The sequence below is a fragment of the Streptomyces sp. AcH 505 genome (assembly GCF_000818175.1).
Lineage (GTDB): Bacteria > Actinomycetota > Actinomycetes > Streptomycetales > Streptomycetaceae > Streptomyces.
The window spans coordinates 6,405,692-6,427,204 of sequence record NZ_JTIY01000001.1; the positions used below are offsets into that span (position 1 = coordinate 6,405,692).

At 70.0% G+C, this 21,513-nt stretch carries 17 protein-coding genes; 6 read left to right on the forward strand and 11 right to left on the reverse strand.

Annotated elements, in window-relative coordinates:
- The first annotated feature begins 53 nt into the window (after positions 1-53).
- A complete protein-coding gene (locus HY68_RS28505; protein ID WP_041994162.1) occupies positions 54-881 on the forward strand; it encodes a helix-turn-helix transcriptional regulator in 828 nt (275 codons plus the stop codon).
- Between the two features lie 21 nt (positions 882-902).
- Here the strand turns inward: HY68_RS28505 and HY68_RS28510 are convergent, their stop codons facing one another.
- Positions 903-1,568 carry an SDR family NAD(P)-dependent oxidoreductase gene (locus HY68_RS28510; RefSeq protein ID WP_041994165.1) on the reverse strand — a complete coding sequence of 222 codons (666 nt, stop codon included), beginning with the start codon at positions 1,566-1,568 and terminating at the stop codon, positions 903-905.
- A 336-nt stretch (positions 1,569-1,904) separates the two neighbouring features.
- Between HY68_RS28510 and HY68_RS28515 the strand changes: the two genes are divergently transcribed.
- From HY68_RS28515 to HY68_RS28525, 3 genes are read left to right on the forward strand one after another with little or no spacing between them, the layout of a single operon-like run.
- Positions 1,905-2,312, forward strand: a complete 408-nt coding sequence (locus HY68_RS28515) for a GntR family transcriptional regulator (protein WP_041994167.1) — start codon at positions 1,905-1,907, stop codon at positions 2,310-2,312.
- A complete protein-coding gene (locus HY68_RS28520) occupies positions 2,309-3,208 on the forward strand; it encodes an ABC transporter ATP-binding protein (protein ID WP_041994170.1) in 900 nt (299 codons plus the stop codon). Before HY68_RS28515 ends, HY68_RS28520 begins: the two co-directional genes overlap by 4 nt.
- Positions 3,208-3,906: a hypothetical protein gene (locus tag HY68_RS28525; protein ID WP_041994173.1), complete on the forward strand. Its 699-nt coding sequence runs from the start codon at positions 3,208-3,210 to the stop codon at positions 3,904-3,906. The genes HY68_RS28520 and HY68_RS28525 overlap by 1 nt, the downstream gene beginning before the upstream one ends.
- A gap of 57 nt (positions 3,907-3,963) precedes the next feature.
- On the opposite strand, the gene HY68_RS28530 is transcribed toward HY68_RS28525, so the two are convergent.
- Positions 3,964-4,587 (reverse strand): TetR/AcrR family transcriptional regulator, encoded by a 624-nt coding sequence (locus HY68_RS28530; protein ID WP_041994176.1) that lies wholly within the window; start codon positions 4,585-4,587, stop codon positions 3,964-3,966.
- Positions 4,588-4,636: 49 nt separating this feature from the next.
- On the opposite strand from HY68_RS28530, the gene HY68_RS28535 reads away from it, so the two are divergent.
- Positions 4,637-5,587: an NADP-dependent oxidoreductase gene (locus tag HY68_RS28535; protein ID WP_041994179.1), complete on the forward strand. Its 951-nt coding sequence runs from the start codon at positions 4,637-4,639 to the stop codon at positions 5,585-5,587.
- Between the two features lie 36 nt (positions 5,588-5,623).
- Here the strand turns inward: HY68_RS28535 and HY68_RS28540 are convergent, their stop codons facing one another.
- The 3 genes from HY68_RS28540 to HY68_RS28550 form a co-directional block, all read right to left on the reverse strand.
- Positions 5,624-7,054 carry an MFS transporter gene (locus tag HY68_RS28540; protein WP_041994183.1) on the reverse strand — a complete coding sequence of 477 codons (1,431 nt, stop codon included), beginning with the start codon at positions 7,052-7,054 and terminating at the stop codon, positions 5,624-5,626.
- 51 nt (positions 7,055-7,105) lie between these two features.
- Positions 7,106-7,564, reverse strand: a complete 459-nt coding sequence (locus HY68_RS28545; protein ID WP_041994186.1) for a MarR family transcriptional regulator — start codon at positions 7,562-7,564, stop codon at positions 7,106-7,108.
- A gap of 83 nt (positions 7,565-7,647) precedes the next feature.
- Positions 7,648-8,940, reverse strand: coding sequence for an MFS transporter (locus HY68_RS28550; RefSeq protein WP_241778800.1), 1,293 nt, complete (start codon positions 8,938-8,940; stop codon positions 7,648-7,650).
- Positions 8,941-9,230: 290 nt separating this feature from the next.
- Between HY68_RS28550 and HY68_RS28555 the strand changes: the two genes are divergently transcribed.
- Complete coding sequence (locus HY68_RS28555; RefSeq protein WP_041994189.1) at positions 9,231-11,159, forward strand: Xaa-Pro dipeptidyl-peptidase; 1,929 nt, start codon at positions 9,231-9,233, stop codon at positions 11,157-11,159.
- Between the two features lie 89 nt (positions 11,160-11,248).
- On the opposite strand, the gene HY68_RS28560 is transcribed toward HY68_RS28555, so the two are convergent.
- The 6 genes from HY68_RS28560 to HY68_RS28585 form a co-directional block, all read right to left on the reverse strand.
- Positions 11,249-14,224, reverse strand: a complete 2,976-nt coding sequence (locus HY68_RS28560) for a glycoside hydrolase family 2 TIM barrel-domain containing protein (RefSeq protein WP_041994192.1) — start codon at positions 14,222-14,224, stop codon at positions 11,249-11,251.
- Between the two features lie 74 nt (positions 14,225-14,298).
- Positions 14,299-17,016 carry a glycoside hydrolase family 38 C-terminal domain-containing protein gene (locus HY68_RS28565; protein WP_041994195.1) on the reverse strand — a complete coding sequence of 906 codons (2,718 nt, stop codon included), beginning with the start codon at positions 17,014-17,016 and terminating at the stop codon, positions 14,299-14,301.
- A 13-nt stretch (positions 17,017-17,029) separates the two neighbouring features.
- Positions 17,030-17,887, reverse strand: coding sequence for a carbohydrate ABC transporter permease (locus HY68_RS28570; RefSeq protein WP_041994198.1), 858 nt, complete (start codon positions 17,885-17,887; stop codon positions 17,030-17,032).
- Positions 17,884-18,831 carry a sugar ABC transporter permease gene (locus HY68_RS28575; RefSeq protein ID WP_041994202.1) on the reverse strand — a complete coding sequence of 316 codons (948 nt, stop codon included), beginning with the start codon at positions 18,829-18,831 and terminating at the stop codon, positions 17,884-17,886. The genes HY68_RS28570 and HY68_RS28575 overlap by 4 nt, the downstream gene beginning before the upstream one ends.
- 7 nt (positions 18,832-18,838) lie before the next feature.
- Positions 18,839-20,173 (reverse strand): extracellular solute-binding protein, encoded by a 1,335-nt coding sequence (locus HY68_RS28580; protein WP_052457210.1) that lies wholly within the window; start codon positions 20,171-20,173, stop codon positions 18,839-18,841.
- Positions 20,174-20,395: 222 nt separating this feature from the next.
- On the reverse strand, positions 20,396-21,400 hold the full coding sequence (locus tag HY68_RS28585; protein ID WP_041994206.1) for a LacI family DNA-binding transcriptional regulator: 1,005 nt from the start codon (positions 21,398-21,400) through the stop codon (positions 20,396-20,398).
- Positions 21,401-21,513 lie beyond the last annotated feature (113 nt).

A 21,513-nucleotide genomic window follows, 5' to 3' on the forward strand; every position in this document is an offset into this window, starting at 1 on the left:
GGGGGTGCCGGCAGGGCCACCCGGCGGCGGCGGTGGCGACCTATGGTGGAGGGGTGGCAGCCAATCTGATCGGCGAGTTCCTGCGCGCCAGGCGCGAACAGGTGCGTCCCGAGGACGTGGGGATCACCGTCAACAGCCACCGGCGCGTACCGGGCCTGCGCCGCGACGAGCTGGCGCTGCTGGCCGGCATCAGCACCGAGTACTACACCCGGCTCGAACAGGGCCGCGACCGCAACCCGTCGGCCCAGGTGCTGGACGCCGTCGCCCGGGCGCTCGGCCTCGACCGCGAGGCGTCCGCGCATCTGCACGACCTCGCGGACCCGGCGCACCGCCGGCGGCGCGCCCCGCGCCGCACCGAGCGGGTCCGCCCCACCGTCACCCAGCTGGTCGCCTCGTGGGACAGGACCCCCGCCTATGTGCAGGGCCGCTACCTCGACGTGCTCACCTCCAACCGGATGGCCGTCGCGCTGTCCCCGATCTACACCCCCGGCACCAATCTGCTGCGCGCCGCGCTCCTCGACCCGGCGGCGCAGGCGCTCCTCGACGTGTCGGAACGGAACATCGGCGGTCTGATCGCGAGCCTGCGCGCGGCGGCAGGAGCGGACGTCGACGATCCGCGTCTGACGGAGCTGGTCGGCGAACTATCGGTGAAGAGCGACGTGTTCCGCCGGCTCTGGTCGCGCCATCACGTACGCCCCCAGCCGGGCGGCGGCGTCCACCACATGCACCATCCGCAGGTCGGCGAGATGGAGCTGCGGTACGACAAGTTTGTCGTCGCCGGCGCAGAGGACCAGCTCCTGGTGATCTACCAGGCCGAGCCCGGCTCCCGGTCGGCCGAGGCGCTCGCGCTGCTCTCCGCGCTGGCCGGCGACATGGCGTAGGAGCGGGTCCGGTGCGGCGGCTCAGGCGTCCATGGGCTCGGCGAAGTGGCGGAAGCCGGTGCGCTCGCGATGCATGGTCCACAGGGTTCCGGCGAGCACGCCGGGGTCCTTCCTCGGATCCCCGGCGGTGATCGCGCCCGGGATGATCAGCTGCGCGACATGCACCCGCCTGTCGGTCAGCGTCTCGTGCAACATTTGCGCGTAGGCGCTTTCGGCGGCGAAAGCGACGGAGGTACCCGCCCGCTCGGAGTGGGGCTGTACGGCGGTGCCGCCGTTCACGAAGAGGATCGTGCCACGGCCCTCGGCCAGCATCCAGGGCAGTACCTGCCGTACGGCCGTCACCGGGCCCTGGACGGAGAATTCGAAGGGCGCCTGGAGATCGGCGGCGGTGGTCTCCAGGACGGGCTTCATGAAGTCCCGGTGCGGCAGGGGGCTGTACTGGAGCACTTCCACCGGCCCCAGCGCCGATGCGGCGTCCGCCAGGGCAGCCGTGAGGGCGGCCGGATCGCGCACATCGGCGGCGAAGCCGCGCGCGTTCAGGCCCTCGGCTCCGAGCTCGGCCGCGAGCGCGTCCACATGGTCCCGCGTACGGGAGATCAGCGCGACGCCGAAGCCCTCGCGGCCGAACTGCCGTGCGACGGCGGCTCCGAGACCGCGTCCTGCTCCGATGATGGCGATGCTGGTCATGACCGTCTCCGTAGGTGGTGGCTCGTCGGGGCGCGCGTCCGAGCCTAGGCCCTGTCCGGTCGATCTTCGCGGGCCCGCACCGCCTGGCACGGCACCTCGCCGCGTTGTCGGACCGATCCCCGTACAACCAGTACGGGGATGATCCTCCGCCTTGCGATGCACCGCACCAGACGCCGCGGGCTGATCCGCGAAGATCGACCGGACAGGACCTAGGCGGTATCGGCGATCTCCCCGCTGCTACGGGCCGGCACCAGCGTGGCGAACCGTTCTCCGCAGGCTTGCCCGCCAATCTGGTTCCCTAGTAGGGTAGGGAACCGGTTAGGTAAAGGAGAGAAGATGTCACTTCTTGACGACGGCGGGCCGATCTTTGCCCAGATCGCCGCCGAGTTGGCGAACCAGATCGCCGACGGCACCGTGGGCGAGGGTGAACGGGTCGCGTCCAGCAACGAACTCGCGTCGTTCTACCGGGTCAACCCGGCCACGGCTGCGCGCAGCCTCACCCAGCTCCTGGACGACGGGCTGGTGGAGAAGCGGCGGGGCGTCGGCATGTTCGTCGCGGAAGGCGCGCGGGGCCGGCTGGTGCACGCCCGGCGCCGCCGCTTCACCGACCGGTACGTACGGCCGATGGTGGTCGAGGCGGGGCGGCTCGGGATCGGGGCGGACGAACTGCTCGGTCTCGTGCGCGAGGAAATGGCATCGGCCGAGGTCACCTCGGCCGAGGCGGTCACGGGGGGAGAGGTATGACGCCGGCCGTCTCGGTCACCGGGGTCGATCGCCACTATCGCGGTCACCAGGCGCTGACCGATGTCACCTTCGCACTCGACACACCGTGCATCGCGGGACTCGTGGGCCGCAACGGTGCGGGCAAGACCACACTGCTGCGCATCCTGGCCGGCCAGGAGCTGACCTCCGCCGGGCGGGTGCATGTCTTCGGGGCCCGGCCGTTGGAGAACGACGCGGTGCTGCGCCGGATGATCCTCATCAGGGAGGACCAGACCTATCCCGACCTGAAGGTCCGTCAAGTCCTCGCGGCCGGAGCGCTGTTGTACCCGAACTGGGACGCAGGTCTGGCCGGCGCCCTGCTGGACGCGTACGAACTGCCGCCCGCCCGGCCCGTCAAGAAGCTGTCGCGCGGTATGCGGACCGCGCTCGGCATCATCGTCGGACTGGCGGCCCGAGCCGAACTCACCCTGTTCGACGAGCCGTACGCCGGTCTGGACGCGGTCGCACGCGGCTTCTTCTACGACCAGTTGCTGGCCGACTACACGGCCCACCCGCGGTGCATCGTGCTCTCCACCCATCTCGTCGACGAGGCCGCCGAACTCCTGGACAGGGTCCTGGTCCTCGACCACGGCCGGCTCGTCCTCGACGCGCCGGCCGACGACCTGCGCGGCACCGCCACGACCGTCACAGGACCGGTCGGCGGCGTCGAGCGGTTCGTCGCGGGCCGTACGACGGTGAGCCGCCGCACGATGGGCGCGCAGACCAGGGCCGTGATGGTCGGCAGGCTCGACGCACGCGACCGGGAACTCGCCGACCATCTGCGGCTGCGCCTGGAGGACGTCACCCTGCAACAGCTCGCGGTCTACGCGGCCGAGGGCCACGACCCGTCCGACCTCACGACAGCGAGGGCATCCTGATGCGTCCCACCCCGGTCGGCGCCGTCGTCCGCTATCTGCTCCTCGACCGTGTCACCTATCTCGTCATGCCCTGGGGCTGGGCGGTCTTCGGCTTCGTCCTCGACGTGGTGATCCTGGGCCTTACCCCGGCGGGCGACTCGGACCACCGCTGGGTCGGCGGGCTGGCGGCCGTCTTCATCGTGATGTTCTCCGCCGGCGTGCAGTCGGCCGCCCGCGCACTGCCGTTCGCCGTCGCCCTCGGGGTGAGCCGCCGCGTCTACTTCCTCGGCGTCTCCTCGCTGGCCCTCGCGCTGGCCGTGTGCTTCGGGTTCGCCGTCGCCGTCGGCCAGATCGCCGAGCGCGCGACCGGCGGCTGGGGGATGCACATGGCGTACTTCCGCGTCCCGTACCTGCTCGACGGCGCGTGGTACCAGTCGTGGCTCACCGCGGCGACCGCGTTCGCCCTCCTGTTCCTCTGGGGGATGTGGTACGGCCTGATCCACCGCCGCGCGGGGCTGACCGGCACCATGATCTTCGGCGGGGCGCAGCTCGGCGCGCTGGCCCTCGCCGCGGTCGTCGCGACGTGGGTGCACGGCTGGACGGGCATCGGCCACTTCTTCACCGCGCTCACCGCGACCGGCTTCACCGGCGTGCTCGCCGTCGTCGTCGCCCTGATGCTGGCGGGCGGCTTCGCCACCATCCGCCGCGTGACGGTGTGACTTCGCGGCGCACCCGGCGCCGTACGCCCGGACTGCCCGACCGCTGCCGCTGAACCGCTATCGCCGGGAGAGCGGCAGCCGGACCGCGGGCGGAAGCGGCGCACGGACCGGGTTCGCCTGGAAGGACTGGAGCATCAGGGCCGCGAAGCGGCGCGACGCCGCCACCCGCAGCTCCGGGGTCTCGGCGCGGATGCCCTCGTTCGCCATCAGCGCCAGGCTGATGTCCTCCAGGACGAAGTCGTCCCGCAACGGGCCCGCTTCCTGCGCCCGCCGTACCAGTTCGAGCAGCAGCCGCAGGGTGCGGTCACGGTCGGCGGCGAAGTCCGCGGCGCCGGGATACTGCGAGGTGAACGCGCGGGCGAAGCCCCGGTCGAGGGCGTGCATCTCCATCAGCCGCTCGATCACCAGACAGAACCCGCGCCACGGATCGTCCGCCGCCACTCCCTCCGCCACGACGGCGGAGCAGGAGGCCAGCTGCTCCTCGAACGCCTCGGCCAGCAGCGCTTCCTTGGTCTGGAAGTGCCGGTAGACGGTCGCGACACCCACCTCGGCGCGCCGGGCGATCTCCCGGATCGGTACGTCCAGACCCTCGGCGGCGAACGCCGCGCGTGCGACCGCGAGGATGCGCTCGCGGTTGTCGCGGGCGTCGGAGCGGAGATGCGTTATCACTTGCGTCGTCACCGCTCTCACTTTAGTCAAACGGACGGGGTGTTCCGTTACGGTCCGGCGCATGAGAGCAATCGAGTTCGCCGAGTACGGGCCGCCCAGTGTGGTGTACGTCGCCGAGGTGCCGCAGCCGCACGCGGGGCCGGGTGAGATCAGGATCGCCGTCCGGGCGTCGGGCGTCTCACCAGGAGAGATGCGGATCCGCTCCGGGGCCCTGCGCGACGTCGTACCGGTCACGTTCCCCTTCAGGACCGGTTTCGACGCCGCAGGTGTCGTGGACGAGGTCGGCGACGGTGTCGCGGGGGTGGGTGAGGGCGACGAGGTGTTCGGCATGGTCGGTGCGGCCACCCGCGGCGCCAACGCCGAGTTCGCGGTCCTGACCGGCTGGGCGCCCAAACCGGCCGGGTGGAGCTGGGAAGAGGCGGGTGGCGCCGCCGGCGCCGTCGAGACGTCCACCCGGGTCCTCGACCGGCTCGCCGTCCGCGCCGGACAGACCCTGCTCGTACAGGGGGCGGCCGGCGGGGTCGGCACCGTCGCCGTCCAGCTCGCCGTCGCCCGTGGCGCCACCGTCATCGGTACGGCGAGCGCGCACAACCACGACTTCCTGCGCTCCCTCGGCGCCGAGCCGACGACGTACGGGACGGGGCTCGCCGCCCGGGTCGGCGCGCTGGCACCGGCCGGGGTCGACGCCGTCTTCGACTGCGCCGGAGGCGCGCTGCCGGACCTCGTCGCCATCGCGGGCGACACCGCGCGCGTGGTGACGATCGCCGACATGGACGCGGCGGCCCACGGCGTCCACATGTCGCACGGAGCGCCGGCCGACGAGACGGGCAAGGCGGTCGGAGCGGGCGCCGACCCGCTGGCGGTGCACGGGCTCGCGCTCGCCGTCACGCTCGCCGGTGAGGGCCGGCTGCGGGTGCCGGTCGCCGCGGCGTTCCCGCTCGCGGAGGCGGCGGCAGCGCACGAACTGAGCGAGACCCGCCATGCCCGAGGGAAGATCGTGCTGATGAGCTGATCCCGGCGGGCGCGTTGACCGTAGCCGCGGCTTTCGTCACCCCTTGCTGCGCACGGACCCCAGCTTGCGGTCGGTCACGGTCATCGCGACCAGCACGAGACTGACGCCGATCATGATCCAGCCGATGAGATGGACACCGCCGTCCGTGACATGGGTGTGGAAGACGATGCCGGTGATGGCCGACGAGGCGATCGAGCCGACGTAACCGAAGGTGCGCAGCAGCCCGGAGGCGGTGCCGAGCTGCTCCGCCGGGGCCTGGGCGTAGAGGGCGGTCTGGTTGCCCGCCGCGCCCGCGCCCATCGCCACGCCGAAGACGAGCGTGATGACGACGATCCAGCCGATCCAGGCCGACGCGCTGAGCATCAGCACTCCGGCGGAGGCGACCAGACACGTCAGCGACGCGATGATGACGGGGCTCCGGACCAGATTGCGCCGGGAGAACGGGTAGATCACCAGCCCGGAGACCAGCGTCATGGGCAGGAGCAGCAGACCGGACGCCGTCTCGGACAGACCGCGCACGGTCTCCACCCACTGCGTGATGCCGTAGAGCACGACGTAGACACAGAGCAGCACCAGCCCGTAGCGCAGATACGTCCTGGTCAGCGGCAGATTTCCGGCGAGCAGCCGGATGTCGAGGAACGGGGTGCGGGCGCGCAGCTCCCAGGCCACGAGCGCCATCCACAGCACGACCGAGACAGCCAGCAGATACCAGTGCGCGGTCGGCAGTTCGAAGAGGAACAGCAGCAGCGCGATCATCGCGGCCGCGAAACCCCCTATCCCGGTCACATCGAGGTTGGAGGCGACGGTACGGGCGCTGCGCGAGCGGTCGAGCGGTCCGTCGGGCGACACCCAGGCCAGCGTCGCGACGAGTGCGATCAACGCGACGGGCACATTGACGAAGAAGACCGAGCGCCAGCCGAAGGCACCGACCAGGACCCCGCCGACCGGCAGCCCGAGGGAGGCGGTGGCGATACCGGCGATCTGCAGCCCGCCCAGCACACCGCCGGGCGGCTGGTCGAGCCCCGCGTCGTGGGCGCGGCGGCGGATGAGCAGCATCGCCGTCGGATACGCGCACGACGTGCCGAGCCCGATCAGCACCCGGCTGACCAGCAGCGTGAGCAGATTCTGGGCGAAGCCGCCCACCAGACCGCCCACCGCGACGAGCACGATGCCGGCCAGGAACACCCGCCGTGGCCCGAACACCTCGGCGGCCTTGCCCGCGGTGGGCTGGGCGATGGCGCTCGCCAGGTACAGCGCGGTGACCAGCGCGGTCGTCTGCCCGATCGACACGCCGAGCCCGTGGGCGATCGGCACCAGGGCGGTCGCGATGAGGGAGCTGTTGACCGGGTTGAGAGCCGAGCCGATGAACAGCGGGCTGGTGAATCTCCGGGAGAACGGGTGGTCACCCCAGGGTGCGGCGTCCGCGGGCGCCTGCGCTGGAGTGGCCGGGGGACGGGCGGGGGACATCACAACTCCACGGGATAGGAGAGGCTGGAGGGACGCAGGTCGGCGCGGGGGTCAGAGGAGATCGGCGAGCCGCTCGATCAACAGCGCGGCCTCGTCGAGGGCGGCGATCTCCTCGCGGGTGAACGACTCGTCCAGCGCGACGACCATCTTGTCGACGATCGCGCTGCGACCCGACCGGATCGCGGTCCGGCCTGCCGGTGTGAGCGTGAGGATCGAACGGCGTCCGTCGTTGGCGTCCGGCTCGCGTACGACCAGACCGCGCCGTTCGAGCCCTGCGACCGTCGCGCCCATCGCCTGCGGGCTGATCTGCTCGCGTCTGGCCAGCTCGGCGATGGTCGAAGGGCCCCCTCGGTCCAGCCGCGAAACGGCCGTCAGCTCCGGACCTGTCAGGTCACCCTCGGTCGCGGCCTCGTGGACCCGGCGCCTGAACGCCCCCAGGGAGACGCGTAGTCGTGTCGCCGTCCCGCGGACCGCGGCGCTCTCGCCGGCGGACTTCTCTGCCTCAGTCACACTTTGGAAGGTTAGGCTTCCAAAGTCAGGTTTGCAAACCCAGCCTTCTCATCCTTCTCGTCCAGCCTTCTGGCGCCGCCCCGTCACTTCTCCAGGATTTGTTCCGTCGGTGTCGTCGCCAGGCGGTAGCGCCAGAACGCCGGTACGGCCAAGGCCATCGCGAGCATGGCCAGCACGACCAGCAGCCCCCCGCCCGTCACGGTCGCGCGGGGGCCGATCGACGAGCCGGTCACGCCGTGCAGGGCGTCCGCCAGCCGAGGACCGCCCGCGACGACCACGGTGAACACCCCCTGCATCCGGCCACGCATCTCGTCCGTCGCCGCCAGCTGCAGGATGGAGCCGCGGAAGACCATCGAGACCATGTCGGCGGCGCCCGCCACGGCCAGGGCGACCGCCGCCAGCCACAGCGGCCCGGAAAGACCGAACACGGCCACGGCGAGGCCCCAGGCGCACACGGCGCCCACCACCATCGCCCCGTGCCGTCGTACCCGGGCGAACGTGCCGGACAGCAGACCGCCCAGCAGGGCGCCGGCCGGAATCGCCGCGTAGAGCACGCCGAGCGCGTAGCCGCCGCCCGGCGGATCGCCGAAGTCGACCTGCGCCATCTGCGGGAACAGCGCGCGCGGCATCCCGAACACCATCGCGATCACGTCGGCCAGGAACGACACCAGCAGCAGCCGCTGCGTCGACAGATACCGGAACCCCTCGACCACGTCCCGCAGCCCGGCCCGCCGGACCACGCCGCCCAGTGGTGGCAGCGGGGGCAGCTGCCACACCGCCCAGAGCGTCGCGCACAGCGCGATCGTGTCGCACAGATACAGACTCGACAGGCCGACCACCGGCACCAGTACACCGGCCAGCATCGGTCCCACGATCTGGCCGAGTTGGGTCACGGTGGAGATCAGCGCCGTCGCCGACGGCAGCTGCTCGGGCGGTACGAGCCGGGCCACCGAGGCCGTCCGGGTGGGCGAGTTGATCCCGAACAGGCCTTGCTGGAGCCCGAGCAGGACCATCAGGACCCACACCGAGTGCAGTCCCGCCGCTGCCTGCGCCCAGAACAGCAGTGAGGTGGCGGCGATGCCGCAGTTGCTGATGAGCAGCAGCTTGCGCCGGTCCATCATGTCGGCGATGGCGCCGCCCCACAGCGCGAACACCACCAGCGGCACCAGGGCCACCACGCCGGACACCCCCACCCAGACCGACGAGTGCGTGTCGTCGTAGATCTGCAAGGGGACGGCGACGGCGGTGAGTTGGCTGCCGACCGAGGTGACGACCGTGGACGTCCACAGCCGCCGGAACGACGCGATCTGCAAGGGGGCGGTGTCCATCGCGAGACCCCGCACCCGGCGGGAGAAGGGCGATCGGCGCCGGGGCAGCTGCTCTTCGGGTATCTCTTCGGGTATGTGCCGTACCACCGGGCGGATCCATTCCCGGCCGGGGCAGCCACGGTCAACTCAGCGTCGTCCACGCTTACCCCGAGCCGTTGTCGCAGGCTGAAGGTTCACGCGTTGATTGACGTTAACGCTTACGAGTTCACCGGTAGAAAACTTAGGTAAGCCTACCTCGCGGTTCGCGGAGGTCAATCCCCATGAGTGGCGTGAATGTCGCTTGTGGATGAGTGATCGTCTGCGGGAGATTGCGCGCGTAACCCCCCAGGAGGTAGTGCATGCGGATCCCATCACACCGAAGAGCTCTCGTCTCGCTCGCCGTCACGGCCGCCCTCGCGGCGGCCGGGATGCCTGCCGCCGCCCATGCGGCGCAGAAACCTTCCATCAAGGTCACCGCCGACGGGACGCAGCCCGTCTTCTCGTACCAGGACGCCATCAGGGAGTACGTCCGGGTGCAGTCGACCGTCGACTCCGACGGCGACGGCAAGAAGGACCTGATCAGGGTGGACATCGTCCGCCCCAGGGAGAGCGACCGGGGGCTCAAGGTCCCCGTCATCATGGACGAGAGCCCGTACTACGACAATCTCGGCCGCGGCAACGAGTCGGAGCGCAAGACCTACGACGCCGCCGGGGTCCAGACCAAGTCACCGCTGTACTACGACAATTACTTCGTGCCGCGCGGCTACGCCGTGCTGAACGTCGACATGGACGGGACGACGAAGTCCGACGGCTGCCCGACCTCGGGCGGCGCCTCCGACGTGCTCGGCGGCAAGGCCGTCGTCGACTGGCTGAACGGCCGCGCCACGGCGTACGACGCGCAGGGCAAGCGGGTCAAGGCGAGCTGGACGACCGGCCGTACCGGCATGATCGGCAAGTCCTACGACGGCACGCTGGCCAACGGCGTCGCCGCGACCGGGGTGAAGGGCCTGGAGACGATCGTGCCGATCTCGGCGATCAGCTCCTGGTACGACTACAGCCGCATGAGCGGCACCCTGTTCTCCCGGCACCAGGAGGACGGCCTCGCCGACACCGTCGACACCGATCCGCCCGCCAAGTGCGCCGCGGTGCAGCAGGAGCTGCTGACAGGCCAGGACGACACGACCGGCGACTACAACGCCTTCTGGAAAGAACGGGATTACCGCAGCGGAACCATCGGCGACGTGAGCAAGGTGCACGCGTCCGTGTTCGCCACGCAGGGTCTCAACGACCTCAACGTCAAGCCCAACCAGTTCTCCACGTGGTGGTCGGGGCTGGCCGAGCAGGGCGTCCCGCGCAAGGTGTGGCTGTCCCAGTACGGCCATGTCGACCCGTTCGACTACCGGCGCGACGCCTGGGTGGACACCCTGCACCAGTGGTTCGACCACTGGCTGTGGCGCATACCCAACGACATCATGAAGAAGCCGCGGGTGGACCTGGAGGTCGGTCCCGACACCTGGGCCACCCAGTCCGACTGGCCGGCGCCGCAGGCCAAGCCGGTCACCCTGCGTCCGCAGGCGGACGGCGGGCTCGGTCTCGCAGCGGCCAGGGGCACCGCCACCTACACCGACACCGGGCAGGACGAGGCCACGGTGGTGAGCGACCCGACGGCCGCCGCACCGTACCGCCTCGCCTACACGACACCGCCGCTGACGCGCGACACCAGGGTGTCCGGTACGCCGAAGGTGAGCCTCAAGGTCAAGCTGGACAAGCCGACGGCGAACCTCGGCGCGCTCCTCGTCGACTACGGCACCGACACCCGGGTCAACTACCTGGACGGCAGGGAAGGGGTGAAGACCCTCACCACCGAGGACTGCAACGGTGAGAGCACGGCGCTGGACGACGCCTGCTACAAGCAGGTGGTCACCGACACGGTGACGTCCGACGTCAACGTGGTGGCGCGCGGCTACATCGACGCCCAGAACCGTCGTTCGCTCAGCCACCCGACCCCGGTGGAACCGGGCGTCGCCACGCCGGTCCGCTGGGACACCCTCCCGCAGGACTACGTCTTCAAGGCCGGACACCGGCTCGCGCTGGTGCTCGTCGGCACCGACACCGACATCCAGAGCGACCGGGCCACCGGCGCCCGGATCAGCGTCGACCTGGCGGGCAGCGGCATCACCCTGCCGGTGGTCACCGGGCGAGCGGCCGACCCGCTCTTCTCCACAGAGCGGGCCTGGCACGGCCCGTCCCGCGTGACCCTGCCGAAACCGCACCGCTCCTTCCGATGACAAAGGGTTGAGCACCGTCACACTGTCCCGGACCGGACTGCCTCAGGGCCGTCCGGCCCGGGACGCTTTTGGTTCCGTGCCCCCGCGGCTCAGCCCTCGGAGATACGGAGCCTGATCGTGCGGGACTCGGGGCGCAGCGCGAACTCCGGTCGTACGTCCGGGCCGCACGCGCGTGAACCGAGTCCGTGCTGGGCCGCGTCGAGGGTCAGCTGGCTCGCCGTCGAAACGGGCAGCTCGAACGGGTGGTCGGCCTGGGCGATCTGCTGCGGCGTGTGGCGGCTGAGGGTGAAGCCCGGGCGGCGTCCCCGGCTGTCCGGGAGCGTCGCGACGCGTAGCACCGTACGTCCCTTGCTGGTCAGTGCGAGCCGGCGCACCTGCGAGCGGTGGCCCGTCTCCTGGGGGCGCGCGTAGTCGACCGAGAGCTCGTGGACCGAGGCGGAGAAGCGGCCGGTGCGGGCCGCGCGGATGCTGTCGGGGTACGACTCGTACGGGCCGAGCCCGAACCACTCGGCGCCGTCCACGGGGGCCGCGCCGTCCGGCAGCTCGAACCGGATCCCGATGCGCGGCCACACCGTCGACCAACCGCCCGACGGCTCTATGTCTACGCGGAGTTCGAGTCCTTCGCCGTCGAGCGACCAGAGCGACTCCACGACGACGGACGAGGCGGAGTTCGCCGCCGAGACCTTCGCGACGGTCCGCAGGGCCCGCGCGGTGCGCTCCACGGACACCAGGCGGGTGGTCAGCCTGTTCAGCCCTTCGGCGCGCCACAGTTCGGCGTTGGAGACCCCGGCCACACCGGCGTCGCTCTCCTCGACCTCGCCCGACGTGCCTTCGTCGTTGTCGGTGGGGGCCCGGAACAGCTCAAGACGCGGCCCCGCCACCGGGCGTCCGGCGAGACGTACGAGCGAGCCGTTCACGAACTCCGCGATACCGAGCGTCAGTGTGCCGTCGCTGCGCCGCCACTCGGTCTCGGGACGAACGCCGTTGACGGGAAGCCGCGTTGACCGGTCGAGCTGAGCGGTCGCCAGCACATGGCCCTCGTCCGCCCAGGCGGTGCCGACCGCCAGTACCGCGTCGAGCGTGAGCCAGGTCTCCGCCTCGTCCGCCACGGATATCGGGGGCAGCGGCACCCGCGCCGACCCGCCCGCGGCGACGGCGGGGACCGGCAGTTCCCCGGAGTCGACGAGCGCGCCGTCGTGCTCCACCCGCCACCGGAACCGCAGATCGGCCGTGTCGGCCGAATGCCGCAGATTGGTCAGGACGATGTCGTCGCCGTCGAAGGCGAAGCGGATCGGCTGGACGACCGCCTTGTACTCGTGCAGGCCGGGTGTCGGGACGTCGTCGCTCAGCACCATGCCGTCCATGACGAAGTTGCCGTCGTGCACGACCTCGTCGAAGTCACCGCCGTACGCGTAGTACGGAGTACCGTCCGGGGCCTTCGCCAGGATGCCGTGGTCGCGCCACTCCCAGACGAAACCGCCGTGCAGCCGTGGGTACGTGTGCACGAGCGCCTGGTAGTCGTCCAGCGCACCCGGTCCGTTGCCCATCGCGTGCGCGTACTCGCAGAGCAGGAACGGCTTGGTGCGCTGCCGGGCGCCCTGCGCCGGAGTGCAGCCCAGCAGCGATGTGCGCGAGCCGTCGGTGCCGATCTGTTCGGTCTCCGGCACGGAGGAGTACATGCGGGAGTAGACGTCGGCGTACTCGCCGGTGTAGTCGCCCTCGTAGTGCACGGGCCGTCCGGTGTCGCGTGCGTGGACCCACGCCGACATCGCGGCGAGATTGCTGCCGGTGCCCGCCTCGTTGCCGAGCGACCACATCACGATACTGGGGTGGTTCTTGTCGCGTTCGACGGTGCGCTCGACACGGTCCAGATACGCCGCACGCCAGGCCACGTCGTCGCTCGGATTGCCGGACCAGCCGACCTTGTCGAAGCCGTGTGTCTCCAGATCGCATTCGAGGACGACCCAGAACCCGAGTTCGTCGGCGAGGTCGAGCAGCCGTGGATGCGGCGGATAGTGGCTGGTGCGGATCGCGTTGACGTTGAACCGCTTCATCCGGGCCAGGTCTTCGCGGGCGTGCTCCTCGTCGAAGACACGGCCACGCTCCGGGTGGGTCTCGTGGCGGTTCATCCCGTTGAACACCACACGGCTGCCGTTGACCAGGAACTGGTCGCCGCGGATCTCGACCGTACGGAAACCCACACGTGCGGTGACGGTCTCCGCCGCCGACGACACCGTGACGTCGTACAGGCGCGGCCGTTCGGCCGACCAGGGTTCCACACCGGCGATGTCGACCGGCGCCACATCGGCCGCCGTCGACCAGACCTGCTCGACGCCGAGTTCAGGGGCGCGCAGCGTGACGGGGAACGCCGCGGGGTCGGCGGTGATCTCCGGCTCGATCCGGCCGTGTCCCGCGTCGAACCCGGCGCGCAGCCAGAGGTCCTCGATGCCCGCCGCCGGCCGGGCGATCAGCGTGACGTCGCGGAAGATGCCCGGCAGCCACCACTGGTCCTGGTCTTCGAGATAGCTGGCCGCCGACCACTGATGCACCCGTACGGCGACGACGTTGTCGCCCGGACGGACCGAGGGTGTGACGTCGAATTCGTGGGCGAGCCGGCTGCCGCTCGCGCTGCCGATCTCGTCCCCGTTCACCCACACCTTGAACAGCGACTCGACACCGTCGAACCGCAGCACGACGCGTTCGGCCCCCGTCCAGTCCTCGGGCAGGTCGAAGTGGCGGCGGTAGTCGCCGGTCGGGTTCTCGTCCGGCACGTACGGCGGGTCGATCGGGAACGGGAACTGCACGTTCGTGTAGATCGGCCGGCCGTAGGCCCCGTCACCCTGGAGCACCCAGTGCGCGGGCACCGGGATGGCGTCCCAGCCGCTGTCGTCGAAGCCCGTCGGCGCGAAATCCCCGTCACTTGGCGCCGACTTCGACAGCCGGAAACTCCACTGCCCGTTCAGTGAGCGGGAGGGGGCGTCGGAGTGCAGCCACGAGCGCGCCGGGCGCAGCGCGCCTCGTCCGGGGGCGAGGTCCGAGACATAGGCGGAAACGTCGGAGGCCAAGAGGTCACAACTCTTTCTCAAGAAAAGGGAGGTGGCGGAAGGTCAGGAATGTTCCGTGCGCGGGGTGCCGGTGCTCACCGGACCACGACTGTTCTGATCTCCCACGGTCCGAGGGCGAGTTCGAGCGCGTCGCTGACCGGCGTGGTGCCGAGCGGCCTGCCGAGCAGATCGACCGTGGCTGCCTCGGTGAACGCGCCGGTCACCCGGGCGGTCGAGCCGGTGTCGCTCATCGCGACCAGCCGCACCTCGATGCCGCCCTCCGGGAGACGGCGGATGCCGGACACGAGGACGTCCGCCCCTTCGACCCGTACACCCGTCTCGGCGGGCGGCAGTTGACGTCCGGCGGCCCCGGTCCCACGGGTGACCAGCACGTCGTTGCGGAACTCCTCGGCGAGAGCGACCGCGTTCGCGCCCTGCCAGCCGGACGCCGAAGGCAGGACGGCGAGGCGGTTCTCGATGCGCACACCGAGATCCTGCGCGCCCGGCGCGGGGATCTCGCCGGCCGCAGGTTCGTCACGCAGCGGATGGATGTTGACACTGATGGAGCCGATCGCCCGCAGCAGTGTGACGGCCAGTTCGCTGCCCTCGCCCACGAGTTCGTACTCGGTGGAGTGGTCCAGCAGGACGGTCGCCGCGCCGGCCGAGACGAACGAACTCGCGGGGAAGGTCGGGAGCGGGTACTCGCCCCAGCCGCCCTCGGCGGTCAGTCCGCGCTCGGTGACGGCGAACTGCCCGGCGGCGGCCGACACCGCCGCCGGTTCGGGCAGCGGTACGTGGAAGCGCAGCCGGTGGTCGGCCGACTGGTTCAGGAACGACGTGGAGACCCGCACGAACGGCTCACCCGCCCGCACCTCCACCAGGGTCTCCACCGGCGTGCGGACCGTCCGGTCGCCGCGCACGTCACGCTCGGCGGAGAGCGCGGCCGGCCACTCGTAGCTCCGGGTGATCCGCAGCCTCGACCGCAGCGGGCCGTTCTCCAGGAGTTCGACGGTGACGTCCACCGGCTCCGAGACGAGCACGTCCTGGCCCGGCGGGGCGTAGTTGTAGCTGTCGCCGCGGTCACCGCCGTCCACGAGACGGCCCACGCCGCGCAGTACGGTCCCGTCGGCCCCGGTCACGTCGAGCGTCCCGTCGGCGGCGACCGTCACCTCGACCTGTCCGTTCGACAGTGTCCGGTCCGTGCCGGTCGCCGGGGTGAGATCCGTCGCCAACTCGGCGGTCACTTCGATCGGTTCGACCCGGAAACCCGCGAGTCCCGAGGCGGGTACGCGCACCGGCACCAGCGCGGTCGCGCGCGCTTCCTCCAGCGTCAGCACCCGCCACTCGCCGGGGTGGGCGGCAGCGGCGGCGGCCACGTCCCGGCGCAGGATCAGCAGGTCGAAGGGCCCGTCGGCCGGCACCTCGGCGAGGTGGAAGACCAGCGATCCCGGGGTGAGTTCGTAGCGGTCGATCAGCCGGCCGAAGAGCTCGCGGCGGTGGATGCGGCGCAGCACACGTTCGAGCTGCGACGCGTCCATGCGCTCGTCGCTGAGCACGGTCGGTGCCGTCGAGGTCAACTGCACCGGACGCGCCGAGCCGTCGGCGCCCGTCGCGATGAGTTCGGTCCCCTCGGGCGGAGCCACGACATCGACCTCGGCCAGCGAAGTTCGCGGGAACGGCAGCGGGTTGGCGACCAGATAACCGTCGCTCGGCACGCGGGCCGCCGGCTCGGCCAGGGCCGCGTCCCGGACCGCCCGCGCGGTGTGGGTGGCTTCCGCGAGTCGCGCCTCGACCTGGTCGGAGGTCTCGTCGGTGCCGGAGCCGACGACCGAGTCATGCGCCGTCGACTCGATGATCTTGTGCCAGGCGAGCGCGAGGAACGGCGAGTCGTCGCGCCGGGACCACAGCGCGTTGATCCGCTCGGCGTGGTCGACGGTGCGTTCGGCGACGGCCATCCGCTGCTTGAGTGCGAGCCGTACGGAGAGCACACCGGGAAGGATGTTGCCGCGCACATGGCTGCGCAGCTCTCCGGTGACGACGGCGGAGACATCGTCACGCACATGCTCGCGGATGTATTCGGCGAGGGTCGCGATGGTGATGGGACGCTGCTCGCCGGCCGCGTCGCGCAGCCAGGACGCGAGGCGCGGGTCGGGTGCGTTGTGGTCGGTGCCGGCCATCGCGAGCAGCGGGTCGTCGCCCCACCGCTCGGCCGTCATCTGCGCGTACTCGTCCAGCGCCCGGCCGATCTGGTCGGGCACGAGCAGCACGTCGAGGCCGTTGTCGTACCCGTCGAAAAGGAACTCCGTGCGCACCTCGGAACCGTCGGGCGCGCGCCAGCGGAAGGCATGGCCCTCGACGGAGCCCGGCACACCGCGCCACAGCGCGGCGTGCTCGATCCCGGCGCGTGCCAGGATCTGCGGCATCTGCGCGACATGGCCGAACATGTCCGGCAGGTAGCCGATGGGCATCGACCCGCCGAGCTTCGCCGCGGCCGCCCAGCCCATCTGCAGGTTGCGCACGATGGTCTCGCCCGAGCAGAGGAACTCGTCGAGCAGGATCAGCCAGGGTCCGACGGCGAGTTGGCCGCCGGTGACCAGGGCCTTGACCCGGTCGCGGTTCTCCGGCCGCATCTCCAGATAGTCCTCGACAGCGGCCATCTGCCCGTCGACCGTGAACCGGAAGTCCGGGTTGGCCTCGGCCGTCTCCAGCACGGTGTCGAGGGCGGCGACGAGCCGGTGCCGGAACACCTGGAACGGCTCGTACCACTCCCGGTCCCAATGGAAATGGGGCACGAAAACGGCGGAGTTCTGCATGAGGAAGGGGACCTTACTTGAGGGAGCCGGAAGCGAGTCCGGTACGCCAGAAGCGCTGGAGGAGGATGAACACAATGATCACCGGCACGATCGAGACCAGGGAGCCGGTGATCACGGACTCCTGGAGCAGCGGCGCGCGGGCGGTCTGGCCGTTCCACTCGTACAGGCCGAGTGTGATCGGGAACAGCGACTCCTTCTGCAGCATCACCATCGGCAGGAAGAAGTTGTTCCAGATGGCGACGAACTGGAACAGGAAGATGGTCACCAGCGACGGCGTCATCAGCTTGAACGCCACCGAGAAGAACGTACGGAACTCGCCCGCACCGTCCAGCCGCGCCGACTCCAGGATCTCCTGCGGGACGGCGGCAGCGGCGAAGATGCGCGCCAGATACACACCGAACGGGCTGACGATGCTGGGCAGGAACACCGCGAAGTAGGTGTTGACGATGCCGGTCGCCGAGAACAGCAGGAACAGCGGCAGCGCGAGCGCCGTGGTGGGGACGAGTACGCCGCCGAGGATCACCGAGAACAGGAACTCCCGCCCGCGGAAGTGGAACTTGGCGAGCGCGTAGCCGCAGAGCGCGGAGATCAGGGTGCCGACGGCCGCGCCGAGTCCCGCGTAGATCACGGTGTTGAGCGCCCACCGGCCGAAGATGCCGTCGCTGCGGGTGAACAGGGTGCTCAGATTGTCGAACAGGTTGAAGTGCGAGAACGCGAGACCGTTGGTGGAGGCGAGGTCGCCCTGCGGTTTCGTCGCGGCGACGATCAGGAAGTAGACCGGCAGCAGGAAGTAGATCGCCAGCAGGAACATCAGAGCCATGACAGCGGTGCGGCTGACGCGGCTTTCGCGGTTCAGGGTCTGGTTGTTCACAGTCCGGCCTTCTTCGAGGTCAGTCGCATGAAGCCGAAACTCAGGACGAAGGTGATGACGGCGATGACCACGGAGATCGCCGCCGCCTGCTGGTAGTTGTTTCCGGAGGCCACGGCGTAGGCGAGCATGTTCGGTGTGAATGTGCTGGAGATGTTCGAGGAGATCTGCCGCAGCACGGCCGGCTCCGCGTAGAGCTGCAAGGTGCCGATGATGGAGAACACCGTGGTGAGGACGATGGACGGGGCGATGATCGGGACCTTGATCTGCCACGCGATCGTCCAGTTGCTCGCACCGTCGAGCTTCGCCGCCTCGTACAGCTCCTGCGGGATCGCCTGGAGCGCCGAGAACATGATCAGCATGTTGTAGCCGGTCCACAGCCAGGTGGACACGTTCGCCGCCGACCACAGCACCGCGCCGGGGCCCAGGAAGTCGGGTTGCAGCCCGATGTGCTTCAACAGGTCGACGAGCGGGCTGAGTTGCGGCGAGTAGAGATACGACCACATGATCGCGGCGATCACACCGGGCACGGCGTACGGCATGAACGCCGTGATGCGGAAGAACGCCTTGAGCTTCAGCAGGGGAGTGTCGAGCAGCAGCGCCATGACCAGCGCGACGAACAGCATGACCGGCACCTGCACGATGCCGAACAATCCGATGCGTCCGATGCTGGACCAGAACTCGGTGTTCTCGAAGACCTTCCCGTACTGCTCGAAGCCGCCGAAGGTGGTGTACGACGTGCCGTACTGGCCGCCGGTGCGGCGCACCACACGCAGGCTCTGCCAGATCGCGTAGCCGACCGGCACCAGGTAGAACAGCACGAACGGGAGGAAGAACGGGGTCACGAACGCGGCGATGGTGCCCGCCCGCGGGCCGCCGCCGTTAAGGCGGCGGCGGCCCCGGGGTGCGGCCGGCACGCCGGTCGCCGGGGTTGCGGTCTCAGTCATGCGGCAGTCACTTGCCCGCGGTAACCGGGATCGCCTGATCCTTCATCGACTTCAGCGCGGAGGCCTGGGCGGCCGCGAGGGCGTCGCTGAGCGTGCCGTCGCCGGCCGCCGCCTTCGCCATCGCGTCCTGGAGGGCCAGGTTGACCGTCTTCTGCGTGGGGCTCCAGGCGAAGCTGGTGTCGATGTTCTTCGACGAGTCGGCGAAGACGTCGAAGATCTTCTCGTTGTTGTAGTACGGGACGCCCTGCGAGAGCGCGGGGAGCTTCGTACCCGCCGTGGCCGCCGGGTAGAGGCCGCCCACCTTGTTCTCCAGCGCCAGCGCCTCCGGGTCGGTGTTCAGCCAGGAGTTGAACTTGACCGACTCGTACAGGTGCTTGCTGCCCTTCATGAACCCGACGGTCGAGCCGCCCCAGTCGCCGGACGCGGGGTTCGAGCCCCAGGTCGGCATCGGGACGATCGACCACTTGCCCGCCTGCTTGGGCAGGTTGTCGCGGAACATGCTGTAGCCCCAGGCGGCGCCGACGTAGCTGGCGATCTGGTCCTTCTGGTACGCGGCGTACATCTGCGTCGAGCCGTTGGCCAGGTCGGTGCGGACGACCTTGTCGTCGATCAGCTTCTGCCAGTACTCGCTGACCTGCTTGCTCTGGGCGGACTCGACGGTGACGTGCCACTTGTCACCGGAGTAGTTGTACATGTGGGCGTTGTTCTGCCACAGCAGCCCGTTGAACCACTCGGCGTTGTTCGGGTCGAAGAACGTCATGCTGAGGGCGGGGTCCGCCTTGTGCAGCTTCTCGGCGGCGGCCGCGTACTCGTCCCACGTCTTCGGGATCGCGATGTTGTGCTGCTTGAAGATGTCACTGCGCACGTAGAGGGCCATCGGCCCGGTGTCCTGCGGGAAGGCGAACACACCGGTGTTGTCGAAGCTGGCCTGCGACCAGGTCCACGGCACGAACTTCGACTTCGCGTCCTTGGCCGCCGAGCAGGCGGAGGCGTCGACGAACGCGCTCTGGGTGCGCAGCGCCGGCAGTTCGTCGTAGCCGACCTGGGCGAGGTCCGGGGCCTTGCCCGCCTTGAGGGCGTTGCCGATGGTGCCGTACTGGTCGTTGGAGATGTTCTTCGACTGGACCTGGATGTCCGGGTTCTTCTTGTTCCACAGGGCGACGACCTGGTCCATACCGGGAACGGTGTTCCAGTACTGGAGTGTGACTTTGCCCTTGGCGGGCGCACAGGAGGCCGCGGACGCCTTGTCCGACGGAGCCGGCGAAGAGCACCCGGCGAGGAGAGCGATACCGGCTGCCGCCGCGACGGCGACGAGGCGGATGCGCGTGACTGTGCTGCTCATATTTTCCGTTCCAGAGAACGACTAGCGGAGGCGCTAGACGGGTCGACGTTGACTCCTCAAGGCGGGATGCCTTCTGGGCAGGTACTTCAGGCAGGTACTCCTGGCCCGTGAGCGTTCCCGTGAACGTTCACGTGAACGCTCACGTGGTGGAAAGTGTTCGAAATTTTGCGCTCCCGTACGGTCGAGTGTCAAGACTTTCGAGTCACCCACGAGTCCGGCAGGTTAAGCGGACCCGGCGAGTCTCAGCTCGGCCCGGACCACGAGACCGGCGTTCCCGAGCGGATCCACCCCGGTCAGCAGCCGTGCCACCTGCTCGATGGCGAGCCCGCCGAGCTTGCGTGTGTCGAGGGCGACACTGGAGAGCGGCGGCTCCACGAGCGCGCCGAGCTGCAGACCGTCGAAGCCGATCACGGCCAGCTCCCGCGGCACGCTCCTGCCGAGCCTGCGTGCCTCGCGCAGCGCGCCGATCGCGATGATGTCGTTGAAGGTGAACACTGCGGTGACGTCCGGATACGTGGCGAGCAGGGTCCCCAGCGCCGCCCCGCCGCCGTCCGCCGACTGGTCGGCGCCCACCACCATGTCCGCGTCGATCTCGTACGCCTTCGCCGCCGTGGTGAACCACTCGCGGCGGATGCTCGGCTCGGCGCGGCCGTGGTGGTCGAGCATGCCGATGCGGGTGTGGCCCTCCGCGACCAGATGTGCCACAGCGGCGTGGACGCCCTCCGCGCCGTCGATCCAGATCGAGCTGAACCGTGCGGTGTGGTGCTCACGGCCGATGAGCACCACCGGCATGCCGCGGGTGAATATCTCCAGCTCGTCCTCGGGACAGCTGAAGTACCCGACGACCGCGTCCACCTGCGAGCTGATGACCTGCAACGTCCCCAGCTCCTCCTCGGCCCGGTCGGCGGTGTCGTACACGACGACATGCCAGCCGCGGGCCCTGGCCGCCTCCAGCGCGGCGGCGGCGACCTCGGTGAAGAACGGGTTGAGGAGATCGGGAATGACCAGCCCGATGGTGGTGGTGTCCTGCCGGACGAGCCCGCGGGCGAACCGGCTGGGCCGGTACCCGAGGGCACGGGCCGCGTCCAGCACCCGCTGCTTGGTCGAGCCGTCGATCTCACCCTTGTCGTTCAGCGCCCGCGACACGGTCTGCCGGGACACCCCGGCGGATCTGGCGACATCGTTGATCGTGACTTTGCGGGGTTCGGTCCCCGACGCCGACACCATCGCCCACCTCCTGCTTATCGCGGACGCCGATGCGTACGCAGAGCCTGAGTATGCCTGTGCGGGCGGGGAGCGTGCTGAGGGGCACGGACAGGAAGAGGCGTCCGGCGGGGCGG